A 16,136-nucleotide genomic window follows, 5' to 3' on the forward strand; every position below is an offset into this window, starting at 1 on the left:
CTTTCCGCGATACAGGTACATGGGTGATCGGCGTTCGTCGGTCCCAGTCGGATTCTTGGACGCGAACCCGTCTGCCGGCGTCCACAGCGGAGTCGGCGAGTTCGCGCAGACGCCGACCCGTTCGGGTGGAGTCTTTGGATTGCTTGGCGTGAGTATGCAATGGGCCCATGAATCCACGCTGAAGGATTCATGGGCCCATTGTCCAGCCGGAACGGGGTATGTGGTTCCAGCTTATGCAGTTATCCACAATCGAAACGGACCGGACCGTTTCGATCTGGGTCGTTGCGAATCACCGACGACCACGGCAGTTCGCCTCCGGTGGAGGGGGAAAAAAAATCTCTCCCCCAGCCAGCTTCGCCAACAGACCGTCGTCAGAGGGGCCGCGCAGAAAGGCGTCCCGCTGGAGCCGTTCAGGACGGGCGTCCAAAGCCGGTGTCCCGCCGCAACCCCTTTCCGTCGAGCGGCAATCACTCGGCGGGCACGATGGAGACGATCTTCGGGGCCTTGACGATTACCTTGCGGGGCGCCTTGCCGCCGAGACGGGAGGCGACGGCCTCGAGGGCCTGCTTCTCCAGATCGGCCGGATCGATGTCCACCGGCACTTCGAGCTTGGCGCGCACCTTGCCCTTGATCTGTACCACGGCGGTCACGGTGTCGTGGCCCACGTAGCGCTCGTCGGCCACCGGCCACGGCGCGGCGGACAGGGACTCGTCATGGCCGAGACGGGACCACATCTCCTCGCAGATGTGCGGCGCGATCGGCGCGAGCATGAGGATCAGCGGCTCCACGGCGGCGCGCGGCACGGACTCGAGGCTGGTCAGGTGGTTGTTGAGCACGATGAGTTTGGCGATGGCGGTGTTCGGACGCATGCCCTCCATCTCCTCGGTCACCTCGGCGATGGTGTTGTTGAGCAGCTTCAGGGTCTTCTCGTCCGGAGTATCCTCGGACACATGCGCCTCGCCGGTGGTCTCGTCCACCACGTTGCGCCACAGGCGCTGGAGGAAGCGCATGCCGCCGACCACGTTGCGCGTGTTCCACGGGCGGGACTCGTCGAGCGGGCCCATGCTCATCTCGTACAGGCGGAAGGTGTCCGCGCCGTAGTTCTCGTACATGTAGTCCGGGGTGATGATGTTCTTGAGGCTCTTGCCCATCTTGCCGAACTCGCGGTTGGCGTGCTCGCCGTGCCAGGTGAAGGTCGGCTCGCCGTTGGCGTCGGCAGGGCCCTCCACGACCTCGTCGGCCGGCACGTACTGGCCGCGGTCATCGGTGTAGGCGTACGCCTGGATCATGCCCTGGTTGAACAGCTTGTGGAATGGCTCGGCGGAGTCCACGTAGCCGAGGTCGAAGAGGACCTTGTGCCAGAAGCGGGAGTAGAGCAGGTGCAGCACGGCGTGCTCGACGCCGCCGATGTACAGGTCCACACCACCCTCGTCACCGGAGTACTTGTTGTGGTTCGGGCCCATCCAGTAGTCGAACTCGTCCTTCTCTACCATGTGGGCGGTGTCGGTCGGGTCGATGTAGCGCATGTAGTACCAGCAGGAGCCGGCCCAGTTCGGCATCGTGTTGGTGTCGCGGTAGTAGGTCTTCACGCCATCGCCCAGATCGAGCTGGACCTTGACCCAATCCTCGTTGCGCGAAAGCGGCGCCTCCGGGTTGGATTCGGCGTCCATCGGGTCGAAGGTGCGCGGCTGGTAGTCGGGCACGTCCGGCAGGTTGATGGGCAGGGCGGAATCGGGCAGCAGGTGCGGGGTGCCGTCCTCGCCGTAGACGATTGGGAAGGGCTCGCCCCAGTAGCGCTGGCGGGAGAACAGCCAGTCGCGCAGACGGTAGGACACCGTGCCCTTGCCCACGCCCGCGGACTCGAGCCATTCGTTGACCTTGGCGATGGCGTCGTCCACCCTGAGACCGTTCAGGCTCAGCGCGTCGCCCTTGGCCTTGGTGGCCTCGACCGCGGAGTTGATCACGATGCCGTCGTGGGAGACGAACGGAGCCTTGCCCTCGTAGTTCTCCAGGGAATCGCCGGATTCGGGCAGCGGCTGAACGGTGTAGATGACCGGCAGGCCGAACTTGGTCGCGAAATCGTAGTCGCGCTGGTCGCCGCCGGGCACGGCCATGATGGCGCCGGTACCGTAGTCCATAAGCACGTAGTCGGCCGTGAACAGCGGGAGCTTCGCACCGGTGATCGGGTTCGTGGCGTACAGGCCGGTGAACAGACCGGTCTTCTCGCCGCCCTCGTCCACGCGGTCCTTGGCGGTCTTGGATTCGGCGGCGAGACGGTAGGCCTTCACGCCTTCGACCGGCGTGGCGTATCCGCCCTTCCAAGCCTCCGGGGTTTCGGCCGGCCACTCGGCGGGCACGTCCTCGAGCAGGTGGTGCTCCGGGGAGACCACGGCGAACGTGGTGCCGAAGAGCGTGTCGGGACGGGTGGTGTAGATCTCCATGTCCTTGTCGCCGGCCGGCGTGGCCACGGTGAAGTGTACGGAGGCGCCGTGGGATTCGCCGATCCAGTTGCGCTGCATGAGCTTGACCTTCTCGGGCCAGTCGATGCCGTCCAGATCCTCGATGAGGCGGTGGCCGTACTTGGTGATGCGCATGGACCACTGGCGCAGCTCGCGCTGGAACACCGGGAAGTTGCCGCGCTCGGACTTGCCTTCGGCGGTGACCTCCTCGTTGGCCAGCACGGTTCCGAGGCCCGGGCACCAGTTGACCGGGGACTTGGAGATGTAGGCGATGCGGAAGTCGTTGAGGATGTCCTGCTGCTCGGCGTCGGTCAGGTCGGCCCATGCCTTGCCGTCCGTCTCGTGACCGGGGATGGCCTTCTCGCCGGATTCGAACTTGGCGACGAGCTCGCTGATCGGGCGGGCGGAGCCCTTGGTGCCGGACGGGTTGGTGGCGTCCTCGTCATACCAGGAATCGTAGATGCGCGAGAAGATCCACTGGGTCCAGCGCACGTAGCCGGGGTCGATGGTGGCGAAGGTGCGGCGGTTGTCGAAGCTCAGGCCCATGCGGTGCAGCTGGCGGGACATGTTGGCGATGTTCTGCTCGGTGGTGATGCGCGGGTGCTGGCCGGTCTGTACGGCGTACTGCTCGGCGGGCAGGCCGAAGGCGTCGTAGCCCATCGCGTGCAGCACGTTCTCACCCTTCATGCGGTGGTAGCGGCTCACCACATCGGAGGCCAGATAGCCCAGCGGATGGCCCACATGCAGGCCCTTGCCGGACGGGTAGGGGAACATGTCCATGGCGAAATATGCAGGGCGCCCCTCGGCGTTGCGGCCGCTGCCGTCCGTGAGATCGCCGTTGACGTTGGCGGCCCAGAAGGTGCCGTGCTCGTCCCAGTACTTCTGCCACTTGTTCTCGATGTCCTGCGCCAGACGGGCGTTGTAGCGGAAGTCGGGCTCTTCGGTTTGCGTGCTCTTCTCGTTGTCACTCATAAATCAGCAAGGTAGCCGCGCAACTGGACACGCCGCACACCTCAGTCGGCACTGGATTCAGCATCCGAGACGATGGCCTTGGGATCGCCGACGAGCGTGGTCTCAAGCCCGGTCCGACGCCTGAGCTCGGTTCGCGCGGCCGCCAGCGTGCCGTCCTCGACCATGTCCTGCAACGCCTCCGCGATCTTCTGCGCGAGCTGCGGATTGCCCTTGCCCACGGCGATGCCGTAACGCACGGTGCCCTCGCCGGCGATCATGGCCATGTACTGCGGGCCGTTCGCCGCGCGCAGTCCGGAGAGTATCGCCAGATCGGAGGCGATGGCGTCCGCGGCGCCCACCTGCAGCGCGGTGACGCACTGGGCGTAGCTGTCGCGTTCCTGCAATGTCGTCTCCGGGTGTTCCCGCTGGACGGCGAGCGCGGTCTCGTCGCCGGTGACGGCGCACACGACGCCGCCGGCGAAGTCGTCGGGCTTGGGTTCGGCTTTGGCGTCGGCCGCGTCGCCGCCGTCCGTCGCACCCCGGTTGCGGCCTTCGGCGCCATCGCCGGCACCGTCCTTATAATCGTCGGCGCGGACGAGCAATCCCATGCCGGTCTCCAGATACGGGCCGGCGAATTCGACGGCCGCGCTCGACGCTGCGGTGATTGGCCATGAGGCGACTATCATGTCCACCGACCCGTCGTCCAGCATGGATTGGCGGGTTCCGGGACGGACCTGTTTGAAGACGATCTGCTTGTTCGCGTATCCGAGTTCGGTGGCCACGTATTTGGCCACGTCCACGTCGAAGCCTTCGTATGCGCCGTCATGCCATACACCGAGGGCCGGCTCGTCGGCGGACACGCCGATGGCGATGGTCGGTCCTTCCGGCGCCCCGGTCACGGTGGTCACGCGCACCTGGCCGCAGCCGGCGAGCGTGAGCCCCGCAACGAGCGCGGCGGCCGTCACGGTGACGAAACGTCTGCGCACACGGTCGGCAATCACTCTTCGTCACGGACCTTACTTGAACATGCGGGAGCGCGTGAGGAACCAGGTGACCACGCCGGAAAGCACCACGGAGATCACGATGATGAGCGTGAATCCCCAGGTCTTGTCGGTGAACGGCATGCCCAGCTGACCGGGCACGAAGTTCATGCCGTACATCGAGAAGATCAGCGTCGGGATGGACAGCGTGATGGAGATGATGGTGAAGATGCGCATCACGTTGTTCAGGTTGTTGGACACGATCGAGGCGAAGGCATCGGTCATGTTCGCGAGAACGCCGCTGTAGATGTTGGCCATCTCGATGGCCTGCTTGTTCTCGGTGATGACGTCGTCGAGCAGGTCCTCGTCGTCCGGGTACTGTTTGATGCGCTGCAGCGTGGTGAGCTTCTCCATCACGATCTCGTTCGATTTGAGGGAGGTGGTGAAGTACACCAAGGTCTTGGACAGCTCCATAAGCATCACGATCTCGCGGTTCTGCATGGAGTGGCGCAGTTTCAGTTCCAGCTTGTCGCTTTCGCGGTCGATGATGCGCAGGTATCGCAGGTACATCGTGGCGTTGCGGTAGAGGATCTGGAGGATGAAGCGCGAGCGCATGTAGGTGTTGAAGCCGCGGATCGTGCCTTCCATGAACGGGTGGAGCACCGGGGTGTCCTGCATGCAGACGGTGATGATGAGGTTTTCGGTGACGATGATCGACAGAGGGATGGTCTCGTACCAGTCGCGTCCGCCGCGCTCCTCCACGGTGGGGATGTCCACGATGATCATCGTGTACTCGTCCTCGACGTCCACGCGGGAGCGTTCCTCGTCATCCAGGGGGGCGCGCAGGTCGGCGAGGTCGATGCCGGTCTGTGAGGCCACGGTGGCGAGTTCGACGTCGGTGGGTTCGCTGAGACATAGCCAGGCGCCGTTCTCGGGTTTCTCCACCTGCTCCACTTGGCCGTTGATCGAGCTGAAGATTCTCAGCATGACGTTTCTCACCCGCCTTCCGCGCTTTCCGGTGTTCTATCGCTGTACGGTGTCACAAACCGTGATTAGTCTAGACCCACCTTGGGAACTTCGCCACCGTGCGCACCAGACAATGCGCGCTACCAGACGAGGGGACGCCAGTCGGGCATGTTGGGGCCGCGCAGCTCTGCCGGACCGTTCTCCCAATCGGCGACGTCCGCGATGGCGGGCGCCTTGTTGTATTCCTCGAGTTCGAACAACGGCTCGGATACGGGGCGCCCGTTGACCGTGTGACGCACCTTGAGCCGGCACCAACAAGCGTTGCGCATGCCGCCGAGCGAGTTCATGCCGTTCGGATCGAGCTCCAGCAGGTTAGCAATGGTGGCCGTGATCCACGATCCGTGCCCGACGAGCATCAGCGTGGTTCGGATCCCTGCGGCGTCATCGGCCCCGGACGGCTCCACACCGGCCGCATTCCGCGACGCTGCCGCATCGGCGGCGGCCCGTGTCCCGGCTTCCGAATCGGAGCGGTCCTTCATGGCGGAATCCTTGATGGCGGAATCGTCGTATTCCCTGATCAGGCTGCGGACCGCCGCCGCGCCGCGCTCGCCCACCTGTGCCCGGCTTTCGACACCGTATTTGGTCTCGCCGCCGGTGTGCCGCTTCCACGAGGCGTATGCTTCGGCGTCCTGCGCCTTGATCTCGGCGCGTGTGAATCCCTCCCATTGGCCGAAGCTGCGTTCGCGCAGACGCGCGTCGAGCCGCACCTCGAGCCCCAGCAGGTCGGCGAAGGCGTGGGCGGTCTGCTGGGCCCGGAACAGGTCCGAGGAGACCACCACCATGCGCCGCGCGGCGGCCGGCGCCTCCTGCCATTGGCGGATGTCGGTGCGTGCGGCGGCATCCGGGCCGGGTTGCGCGATGCGTGCGGGGTCCGCGGCCAGACGGTTCACCTTGGCCCAGTAGTAGCGGGATGCGAGCGCGTAGCCGGCCTGATCGGCCTGCCATTGGCCCACGATGTCGAGCGGCACGTCGATCTGGCCTTGAAGCCGGTGTGCGAGGTTGTACTGGGTGCGTCCGTGACGCAGCATCATCACTTCGTCGATCATGCTCCCATCTCACCATGAGCCATGGAGACCTCGGGCGCGTTGCCGGGCGGCCGCGATAGACGGCAACGTCCTTCGTGAGGGTGAGACGGCATCCGCGTCTCGGGACGGTTCCAACCCGATCCGGGGGTTCCAGCCGCATCCGCGCTCCCCCTACAATGGCCTACGTGGAGATCACCAAGGAGACGTGGGCGTTCATCGACGCCCATCAGCATGAGGATGTACGTGACGTGGCGCTGCACGCCCGACGCGCGGACGGTGTGGATGTGCCGTTCGCCCTGGAGCAGATCGCCGGCCGTCAGCGGGCGCGCGTGAAGCTGCCCGATTGGGCCGCGATCGACGGGCTCATATTCCCGCCGCAGGTGCCGATGGAACAGTGCTCCTCCCAGTTCACCGCGCTGTACAAGGCGCGGCTTGCCCAGCGGCTGGTCGAAAGCCTACGGGACGGTACGCCGCACACCGCTGACGTCGGCCGTCCGGCCGATGCGTCCGGCGATGCGCCAGCCGGCCGGACAACGGGCCACCCGCCGGCCGCCACATCCCTGATCGACCTTACCGGCGGCTTCGGCGTGGATTTCTCGTATATGGCCCAGGTCTTCGACCGTGCCACGTATGTGGAGCGCCAACCCTTGTTGTGTGACATCGCGCGCCATAATCTCCCGCTGCTTGGGCTCACGCATGCCAACGTGGTCAATGGCGATTCCGCCGACGTGCTCCGCTCGCTGGAACCTGCCTCGATGATCTTCCTCGACCCGGCCCGGCGTGACGACCATGGCGCCCGCACCTACGCCATCGCCGACTGCACCCCCGATGTGCTGGCGCTTCAGGAGACGCTGCTGGCCAAGGCTCCGGTGGTGATGGTCAAGCTCTCCCCCATGCTCGACTGGCATAAGACCGTGGCCGATTTCGACGGCGCGGTGGCCGAGGTGCACATCGTCTCCACCGGCAACGAGTGCAAGGAGCTGCTGCTGGTGCTGACGCGCGCGCACGTCGATGCGCCGCGCGTGTGGTGCGTCAATGACGATCAGGTGCTCGATTTCGTCGATGCCCATCCCGTCTCTTTTGCCGGTCCGATGCCGCCCGATCAATGGCGGTATCTGTACGAGCCGAACGCCTCGATCATGAAGGCCGGATGCTTCGACGTCGTGGAACGGCGGTTCGGTGTGCGGGCGGTCGGACGCAACAGCCACCTGTTCGTCGCGGCCGAGCCGGTCGCCGACTTCCCCGGCCGGTCGTTCGTCATCGAATCGATCGCGACGATGAACAAGCACGAACTCAAATCGCTGACGGAGGGTCTCACGCACGCCAACATCGCCGTGCGCAATTTTCCGATGCCCGTGGCCCAGCTGCGCAGGAAGCTCAAACTCAAGGACGGCGGCGACGTCTATCTCTTCGCCACCACCGACGCGCGCGACCGTCACATCGTCATCCGCACCGTGAAAGCGGCGACACGGTACTCCAACGTGCTTTAGATCGGTCTTCCTTTAGATCGGTCTTCGTCAAGGAAAGACCGTCGGCATCGGCACAGCGGTTGCACGCTCCTGCTCGAATCCAAGCCTCAATACAAAGAAGCGTACGATCAGCCCAGCCGAGCGTACGCTTCTTCCCACGCCGACGAACCAGCCTTATGTCAGGCTCTCGTCCGGCATCCGAAATATCCAAGGCATCCGGACCATGCGGTCCATCATGGAATCTTGGACGATCTTGCCGGTCCGTCAGTCCTTGGCGATGGTCTTGCCGGCGTTCGGGCCGGAGGCGAGGTTCTGGATCTCGGTGACCTCGAGAACCGGAATCACGGCCGGCTTCTTGGTGCCCTTCTCCTCGGCGACCTTGACCTGCTCCTCGTAGATGGCGTCATCGGAGTGCAGGGTCACGGTGCCGCGGAAGCGGTAGCCCTGCTTCTTCTCGAGGTTGGCGAAGGCGATGACCAGCGGGGAGCCGTTCTTGAGGTTCTCGTAGGCCTGACCGGCGGTGCGCTCGTGGTAGGCGATGTGCGTGTCGTCCAGCACGAACAGGGACATCTTCGGACCGAGGTCCAGCTGGCCGTCCTTGGAGACGGTGCTGATCCAGCCGAGGTTGTTCTCGATGAATTCCTTCATTTCCGGGGTGATGACTGCCATGATGCAGGTCCTTTCCTTGCGATGTGAAAACCCGTATTCAACGTTACCAGCCTAACGAATTACGGCATGCGCCAAGCGGATGTTCGCTGTGAGGATGCTCACGCGCGGCCGTGTTGCGCCCCCGATTTTGACCGGCCGTCCCCGTACCCTAGTGAGGCGAGAAAACCGAAGGACCATGAGGTGCATGTATGGGATTGACCGACCGTTTCAGCGCGTTGCGCAGCCGTTGGTCGCGTTCGTTTCCGCCGAATCTCGCGCGTCTGATGCTGTTGTCATGCGCCGCGTTGTGGGGAGGCAGCTATCTGCTGGCCAAGTTCGCGATGGAGGCGATTCCGCCGCAATGGCTGATGGGGCTGCGCATGATCGGGGCGTGCGCGTGCATGCTGGCGTTGTTCCACCGGCACATCACCCCCTATCTCACGCCGAAGATCATCGTGCCGGCCTTAGTGGTCGGGTTGACCTACTGGGGCACGATGGTCACCCAGACCATCGGTTTGCAGACCATCGAACCGGGCCGCAGCGCGTTCCTGACCGCCGCCTACTGCGTGCTCACGCCGTTCGCCACATGGATCGTCTCGAAGACCCGGCCGAAGGCCATCAATCTGGTGGCGGGCGTGATCTGCCTGGTGGGTGTGGGCTTCGTGTCGCTCAAGCCCGGCGGATCACTGTCGCTGAGCACCGGTGATTGGCTGACCATCGCCACCGCCGTCATCTTCTCGTTCAACCTCACCTGCCTCGGCGTCTACACGAAGCGGTTCGACCCGATCGCCGTGACGTTCGTGCAGTTCGGCGTCGCCGGCATCATGTTCCTCGTGGGCGCGGTGTCCACCGAGCCCGCCCCGAACGCCGGGTGGCTGGCCCCCTCGGTGGTGGCAAGCGTGCTGTATCTGTTCCTCGGCGCCACGATGAGCGCGCAGATCATGCAGAACATCGGGCTTGCGCATGTGCCCGCCTCGCAGGCCTCGATCATCATGTGCACCGAAAGCCTGTTCGCCGTCTCGTTCTCCGCCCTGTTCTGGGGCGAACGGATCATGTGGAGCTCGCTGGTGGGATTCGCGCTCATCTTCGCGGCCGTGCTGCTCTCCGTGATTCGGCCGACCCGTCATTCGCTGCACCGTAACTGATGTTCCGTGCCGTCCGCGCCGGTGGCACGAAACGGGACGCATTAGTCCGGACGCATTAGTATTGAACCGTCATTATGGACGCCATGCATGGTGTGTGGCGTCCGCCGCCTTGGGCAGGATGATGCGCCGTCGCGGCGGACGTCCCGCCCACGTCCGAACCGACCGCACGAAAGGGAATCGTCATGAACCTGCTTGAGGCCATGGAACTGCGCCATGCGGTGCGCGACTACACCGATGAGCCGCTCACGGCCGACCAGACGGCGGCATTGCAGGAGGCCATCGCCTCCGCGAACAGCCGGCACGGTCTTGATATCCAGCTGGTTCATGACGTGCCCGACGCCCTTGGCGGATGCCCGACACATTACGGGCGGTTCAAGAACGTGCGCAATCTCATCGCGCTCATCGGCCGCGACGAACCGGGTGCCGATGAAGCCGATCTGGACGAGCGTGCGGGGTATGCAGGCGAGCTGTTGGCGTTGACGGCCGTATCGCTCGGATTGGACACCTCTTGGGCGGTGCTGCATGAAACCGCCGACCACGAAGGCTGCTGGACGCTCGGCGAGGGAGAACGCATGCCCGCCGCCATCGCGTTGGGGCACGGCACCCGTCCGGGCCGTCCGCATCGCAGCAAGCCGGCAGATCAGTTGGGCGCCATCGAGAACGGCGACTACGCCGACGCCCCCGACTGGTTCCATCGTGGCATCGAGGCGGTCATGCTGGCGCCGAGCGCGCTGGGCAAGCAGCCGGTCCGGTTCACCCTGCTCGCCGACGGGCGCACGGTCCGGGCCGAAGCGTTGGAGGGCGTTCAGGCCGAGATCTGTCTGGGCATCGCGAAACTGCATTTCGAGCTGGCCGTAGACGGAACGGATTTCGTCTGGGCCTGACCCGTCGATTCTGTGCGCGGACCCATCCGGTACCCGATACCAGCTCTCCGACACCCCCGATGTGAAGGTTTTGAAGGTCTCGTGTAATCATTCCGTCATAGTCACTGCGCCTTCAGGAACTTTGGAGCCCCACCGTCTATTTTCGGGGGTGTGAAGAAGTTTTTCCAAGGCCTTTCCCTGTCCTCGATCGTGGCCGGGACTCTGGCCGCCATCACCTCGTTCCTATTGGCGGCGAAGATCGGCGTCGCCGGCTCGGTGATCGGTGCGGCGACCAGTTACATCGTTTCCGTAGTGGCCACGAACATCTACCAGAACGTCATCAGGGCGTCCACCGAGAAACTGCAATCGGTCGGCACCGACGGCGATCCGGGTGATGGAGACCCCGACGGCGACTCCCCCGCCGATGGCTCCACGGACGACACTGCGACCGCCGCCGAAAGCTCCGCCTCGGGTTCCTCTCCTGACGGCCCCGTCACGGAGAACGCCACCGATCGCTCTGCGGCGGGCAGCGGCTCCAACGCCACACAGCTCGCCGCCTCCGGGGAATCGCGCAGCACCGTGTCGGCGGCCGACCTGCCCGGCACCGGACGCACGGCCGTCCGCCGTCCCCGTGAGATCATCTCCAACCGCGCGGCCGGACGCACATACTCGGTCGCCGAACTGCGCCGTGCGCGCAAGCCGCGCAACGTCAAGCGCACGGCCGTGATCGTCACTCTGGTCTCCGGACTGCTCACCGTGGCGGTGAGCGCCGGCGTCGTGATGCTGCTGACGCGCGGTCAAGGCACGGATACGGTGGTGCGCGACTGGAGCACGCCGAGCGTCACCACCCCATCCCAGACCGATTCGGATACGCAGCAGACCACTCCGCTGCCCAAGAACGACGCCACGCAGCACGACGGCACTAACGATTCGAAGGATTCCACCTCCAACGGCAGCACCAGCGGCACCGACAATACCACCGGAGAGTCAGGCAACGAATCCACGGAATCCGGCACGAACTCGGACACCAACGGGTCCACCGGCACCGACTCCTCCGAATCGAACGGCAATACGACCGGTTCCAACGGGTCCACAGGCACCGATTCCGGGTCGAACGGCGGCTCCACGGAATCCGGCACGGACTCCGGGTCGAACGGCTCCACGGGTTCCTCGGGCTCGGACAATTCGTCGAGCTCATCGAACGGCACCGGATCGAACTCGTCCAGTTCCTCCAACACCGGCACCGCCAACGGCACGAGCGTGAAGTCGGTCGGCTGACCTCGGATTCATCGACATAGCCATTACGGCCCAACACGGGCCGTACGCCATCCCCCACGCCAATGACGTGGGGCAATGAGAGACTGGAAGACTATGAGTACCATTATCATGCGCACCTCCGAGGGCGACATCACCATCAACCTGTTCGACGACAAGGCCCCGAACACCGTGGCCAACTTCCTGGGCCTCGCCACCGGCGAGAAGGAATGGGCGGACCCGTACACCGGCCAGCCGTCCCACGCCAAGTTCTACAACGGCCTGACCTTCCACCGCATCATCAAGGACTTCATGATCCAGGGCGGTTGCCCGCTGGGCACCGGCACCGGCGGCCCCGGCTACGAGTTCGACGACGAGATCGACCCGAGCCTGAAGTTCGACCGTCCCTACCTGCTGGCCATGGCGAACGCCGGCCTGCGCCGCGGCCGTGACGGCAAGGTCCACGGCACCAACGGCTCCCAGTTCTTCATCACCACCGTGCCGACCCCGTGGCTGGACGGCCACCACACCATCTTCGGCGAGGTCGCTGATGAGGAGTCCAAGCAGGTCGTGAACAAGCTCGAGGCGCTGTCCACCGATCCGATGGACCGTCCGACCGAACCGGCTGTGATCCTGTCCGTGGACGTGGTGGAGTAAGGGCCGATCGTCCGTCTCGTTCGGTGGGGCGCGGCTCTTGCGGCTCGCGTCCTGCACGCGCGGCACGGGCCGCGCAGGACGTCCGATGATCGTCGTGCGATGAAAGCCCATTGGATGAGATCCCATTGACAAGCAAAAGCCCTCTGATTCGATTTCGAGTCAGAGGGCTTTTCGTATGCCGACATGCCAGCAAATCCGGAACCGACGTGCCACGACGGCGGGAGCGCCTAAGCCAATCACGACGCTCCCGGCCGCTTCCCTACTTCATCTTGCGCAGGCGCGGCTCGGCGGACTCCTTGGCGCCGGTGATGCGGTACACGTCGAAGACGCCGTCGATCTTGCGCACGGCGGCCAGCAGCGAATTGAGGTGCTGCGGGTCGGCCATTTCGAAGCTGAACTGGCTGGTGGCCACGCGGTCGGAGCCGGTGGCGATGGTGCCGGAGATGATGTTCACGCCGTGGTCGGACAGCACGCGCGTCACGTCGGAGAGCAGGTTGCGGCGGTCCAGCGCCTCGACCTGGATCTTGACCATGAACAGGCCCTTGGTGCTGGTCCATTCGACCACCACCACACGCTCGGGCTGCTTGGCCTTGAGGTCGATCATGTTCTGGCAGTCGGTGCGGTGCACGGACACGCCCTGACTGCGCGTGATGAAGCCGATGATGTCGTCGCCGGGCACGGGCATGCAGCATCGGGCCAGCTTGATCCACACATCACCCACGCCCTTGACGGACACGCCGGTGGAACTGCTCGGCGTCTTGCGCTCGACGGGCTTGAAGGGCAGGACCTCCTGCTCGACCTCCTCGTCCACCTCGTCGGCGCCCGCATCCTTGACCAGATGCGAGATGACGTTCTGCGTGGAGATCTGCCCGTCGCCGATGGCGGCGAACACGGCGTCCGCGTTCGGGAAGTTGAGGTCGACGGCCACGCCGATGAGCGCCTCGGGGGTGAGCAGCGTGTTGATCGGCAGACTGCGCTTTCGCATGGCGCGCGTCAGCTCGTCACGACCCTCCTCGATGGCCTCGGTGCGGCGTTCCTTGGAGAACCACTGACGGATCTTGTTGCGGGCCTTCGGGCTCTTGACGAAGCTCAGCCAGTCGCGCGAGGGGCCGGCGGTATCGGACTTGGAGGTCAGGATCTCGACTGTGTCGCCATTGTCGAGCGTGGTGTCGAGCGGCACCAGACGGCCGTTGACGCGCGCACCCATCGTACGGTGGCCCACCTCGGTGTGCACGGCGTAGGCGAAGTCCACAGGCGTGGCGTGGGCCGGCAGGGAGACGATCTTGCCCTTCGGGGTGAAGACGTACACCTCGGCCGAACCGAGATCCTCCTTGAGGGAGCCGAGGAACTCATTGGAGTCCGGGGTCTCGCTGGTCCAGTCGGCCAGCTGCTGGATCCATTTGAGGTTGTCCGCCTCGGAAAGCTCCTGATGGCCCTCGTCGCGCTTACGGTCGGACTTGTCGGGCGAGCTCAGCGCGCGGCCGGCCTGACCGTTCTCCTTGTACTTCCAGTGCGCGGCGATGCCGAATTCGGCGCGACGGTGCATGTCCCAAGTGCGGATCTGGATTTCGACCGGCTTGCCGCCGGGACCCACCACCGTGGTGTGCAGCGACTGGTACATGTTGAGCTTGGGCATGGCGATGTAGTCCTTGAACCGGCCGGGGACCGGGTTCCACCGCGCATGCACGGCGCCAAGCGCCGCATAGCAGTCCTGAATGGTATCGACGATGATGCGTACGCCCACCAGATCGTAGATGTTGGCGAAATCATGGCCTCGCACGATCATCTTCTGGTAGATGGAGAAGTAGTCCTTCGGGCGACCGGTGACGTACGCCTTGATGTGCTGGGCGTCGAGGTCCTCGTTGATTTCGGCCAGGATCTGCTTCAGGTAGACGTCGCGCTGGCCCGCGCGGCGCGCCACCAGCACCACGATCTCGTTGTAGATCTTCGGATAGAGCACCTTGAAGCTCAGCTCCTCGAGCTCCGTCTTGATGGCGTTCATGCCGAGACGGTTGGCCAGCGGCGCATACACATCAAGGGTCTCGCGCGCCTTGCGCTGGGCGGAGGAGGTCTTCACGTAACGCCACGTACGGGCGTTGTGCACACGGTCGGCGAGCTTGACCACGAGGGTGCGCACGTCACGGCTCATGGCCACCACCAGCTTGCGGATGGTCTCGGCCTGGGCGGAGTCGCCCACTTCGAGCTGGCTCAGCTTGGTCACGCCGTCCACGAGCCCGGCCACGGTGTCGCCGAATTCGGAGCGGCACTGGTCGAGCGTGTAGTCGGTGTCCTCCACCGTGTCGTGCAGCAGGCCGGCCGCCACCACCACCGGTCCCATGCCGAGGTCGGCGAGGATCTGGGAGACGGCCAACGGATGGATGATGTACGGCTCGCCGGACTTGCGGCGTTGCGCGGAATGCTGGATCACGGCGCGCCGGTAGGCCCGGTCGAGGATGGACAGATCCTCGCCGGGATGATGCGCCGCGCACACCTTCTTGATCGGCTCGAGCGGATTGAGCGGATCGGCGCTGATCTCGCAACCCAGCTTGCGGGCGGCATACTGCTCGCCATCATTCTCTGACATGCCAGTTACCTCCCTATGTGAAGCTCATTGTAGCCGCGAACCGCCACATCGCCACGGGACATGCCTATCCCGTCAATCTCGGCCGTATGCGGTTGCCGTTGCGGCGGCCCGTGGAACGGTCAGGACGCGACGCCCGTCGAACCGAATCCACGCTCGGCCCTGTCGGAGCCGGGCAACGTCTCGGCCGGGACGAACCGGGCTTCGACGTACCGTTGAATCACCATCTGGGCGATGCGGTCCCCCGGATGGAACACGACCGTGTGTTCGGGGTCGAGGTTGATGAGCGGCACCTTGATCTCACCGCGATACCCGGCGTCTATGGTGCCGGGGGCGTTGAGCACGGTGACGCCCTGCTTGACGGCAAGACCGGACCGCGGGTGAACCAATGCCACATAGCCTGCGGGCAACGCGATGACCACGCCGGTGGGCACCAGCGCACGTTCGAACGGCTTGAGCGTCACCTCGACGGTGGTGATCAGATCGGCGCCGGCGTCCCCCGCATGGGCATAGCGCAGCTCGGCGGGGTGATCGGCGTTCAGGTACTTGACCAGAACCTCGGTGGATTCAGGCTCGTTGTAGGTCTCGTCGAAGGCCATCAGGCGGCGCACTCCTCGCACACCGGCTGGCCGTCCTCATCCATGTAGGCGAGCTGGCTGCGGTGCTTGACCAGGAAGCACTGGGAGCAGACGAATTCGTCGCCCTGCATCGGAATCACAGTGACCGAAGAGTCTTCGTTGCTGAGATCGGCGCCCGGCAGCTCGTAGTCCTCGGCGATGGCGTTCTCATCATCATCGATGTCGCTCGAGGCGTTCTGCGTGGACTTGCCGAGAGCCTGCAGCGATTCCTCGTCCTCGTCCTTGTTGCGGGGGGAATCATAATCCTGAGCCATGATGGTCCTTTCATCAGGTTGTGCGCGTTGTCGCGACGCCAGTGTAGCGCCCGTACTCGCCGGAATGATACACGATTCCGGGAGTTTTTTTCGTGAATCACCGAAACATGGCATGACGCCTCCGCTACAGGAGACCAAAACAGGCGGAATCAAGCCGTTTTCGCAGAGTTTGTCACGATTGCCCCC

General features: G+C 64.6%; 13 protein-coding genes. 5 read left to right on the plus strand and 8 right to left on the minus strand.

The genetic code is table 11. The features are described 5' to 3' along the window. Positions 1-467: 467 nt before the first annotated feature. The 4 genes from leuS to BMYO_RS09035 all read right to left on the minus strand — a co-directional run bounded on the left by leuS (position 468) and on the right by BMYO_RS09035 (position 6,462). Positions 468-3,431, minus strand: a complete 2,964-nt coding sequence (gene leuS, locus BMYO_RS09020; RefSeq protein WP_094668139.1) for a leucine--tRNA ligase — start codon at positions 3,429-3,431, stop codon at positions 468-470. A 41-nt stretch (positions 3,432-3,472) separates the two neighbouring features. After that, the gene (locus BMYO_RS09025; RefSeq protein WP_420807305.1) at positions 3,473-4,375 is read right to left on the minus strand and encodes a transporter substrate-binding domain-containing protein; all 903 of its coding nucleotides are present in this window, start codon (positions 4,373-4,375) and stop codon (positions 3,473-3,475) included. Between the two features lie 51 nt (positions 4,376-4,426). Beyond that, the gene (locus BMYO_RS09030; protein WP_094668141.1) at positions 4,427-5,377 is read right to left on the minus strand and encodes a magnesium transporter CorA family protein; all 951 of its coding nucleotides are present in this window, start codon (positions 5,375-5,377) and stop codon (positions 4,427-4,429) included. Positions 5,378-5,496: 119 nt separating this feature from the next. Beyond that, positions 5,497-6,462, minus strand: coding sequence for a histidine phosphatase family protein (locus tag BMYO_RS09035; RefSeq protein WP_094668142.1), 966 nt, complete (start codon positions 6,460-6,462; stop codon positions 5,497-5,499). 164 nt (positions 6,463-6,626) lie between these two features. On the opposite strand from BMYO_RS09035, the gene BMYO_RS09040 reads away from it, so the two are divergent. Continuing rightward, positions 6,627-7,931: a THUMP-like domain-containing protein gene (locus tag BMYO_RS09040; RefSeq protein ID WP_094668168.1), complete on the plus strand. Its 1,305-nt coding sequence runs from the start codon at positions 6,627-6,629 to the stop codon at positions 7,929-7,931. A 243-nt stretch (positions 7,932-8,174) separates the two neighbouring features. Here the strand turns inward: BMYO_RS09040 and BMYO_RS09045 are convergent, their stop codons facing one another. Then, the gene (locus BMYO_RS09045) at positions 8,175-8,579 is read right to left on the minus strand and encodes a pyridoxamine 5'-phosphate oxidase family protein (RefSeq protein ID WP_094668143.1); all 405 of its coding nucleotides are present in this window, start codon (positions 8,577-8,579) and stop codon (positions 8,175-8,177) included. 188 nt (positions 8,580-8,767) lie between these two features. On the opposite strand from BMYO_RS09045, the gene BMYO_RS09050 reads away from it, so the two are divergent. The 4 genes from BMYO_RS09050 to BMYO_RS09065 all read left to right on the plus strand — a co-directional run bounded on the left by BMYO_RS09050 (position 8,768) and on the right by BMYO_RS09065 (position 12,477). Next, positions 8,768-9,703: a DMT family transporter gene (locus BMYO_RS09050; protein WP_094668144.1), complete on the plus strand. Its 936-nt coding sequence runs from the start codon at positions 8,768-8,770 to the stop codon at positions 9,701-9,703. Between the two features lie 182 nt (positions 9,704-9,885). Next, a complete protein-coding gene (locus BMYO_RS09055; RefSeq protein WP_094668145.1) occupies positions 9,886-10,587 on the plus strand; it encodes a nitroreductase family protein in 702 nt (233 codons plus the stop codon). A 150-nt stretch (positions 10,588-10,737) separates the two neighbouring features. Beyond that, positions 10,738-11,844 carry a hypothetical protein gene (locus BMYO_RS09060; RefSeq protein WP_094668146.1) on the plus strand — a complete coding sequence of 369 codons (1,107 nt, stop codon included), beginning with the start codon at positions 10,738-10,740 and terminating at the stop codon, positions 11,842-11,844. Between the two features lie 93 nt (positions 11,845-11,937). Then, positions 11,938-12,477: a peptidylprolyl isomerase gene (locus tag BMYO_RS09065; protein WP_094668147.1), complete on the plus strand. Its 540-nt coding sequence runs from the start codon at positions 11,938-11,940 to the stop codon at positions 12,475-12,477. Between the two features lie 259 nt (positions 12,478-12,736). On the opposite strand, the gene BMYO_RS09070 is transcribed toward BMYO_RS09065, so the two are convergent. From BMYO_RS09070 to BMYO_RS09080, 3 genes are all read right to left on the minus strand, one after another. Continuing rightward, positions 12,737-15,061 (minus strand): RelA/SpoT family protein, encoded by a 2,325-nt coding sequence (locus BMYO_RS09070; RefSeq protein ID WP_094668148.1) that lies wholly within the window; start codon positions 15,059-15,061, stop codon positions 12,737-12,739. 119 nt (positions 15,062-15,180) lie between these two features. Beyond that, complete coding sequence (gene dut / locus BMYO_RS09075; protein ID WP_094668149.1) at positions 15,181-15,657, minus strand: dUTP diphosphatase; 477 nt, start codon at positions 15,655-15,657, stop codon at positions 15,181-15,183. Next, a complete protein-coding gene (locus BMYO_RS09080; protein ID WP_094668150.1) occupies positions 15,657-15,950 on the minus strand; it encodes a DUF4193 domain-containing protein in 294 nt (97 codons plus the stop codon). The genes dut and BMYO_RS09080 overlap by 1 nt, the downstream gene beginning before the upstream one ends. Between the last annotated feature and the right edge of the window lie 186 nt (positions 15,951-16,136).

Origin of the sequence: Bifidobacterium myosotis (genome assembly GCF_002259745.1) — a bacterium.
GTDB lineage: Bacteria > Actinomycetota > Actinomycetes > Actinomycetales > Bifidobacteriaceae > Bifidobacterium > Bifidobacterium myosotis.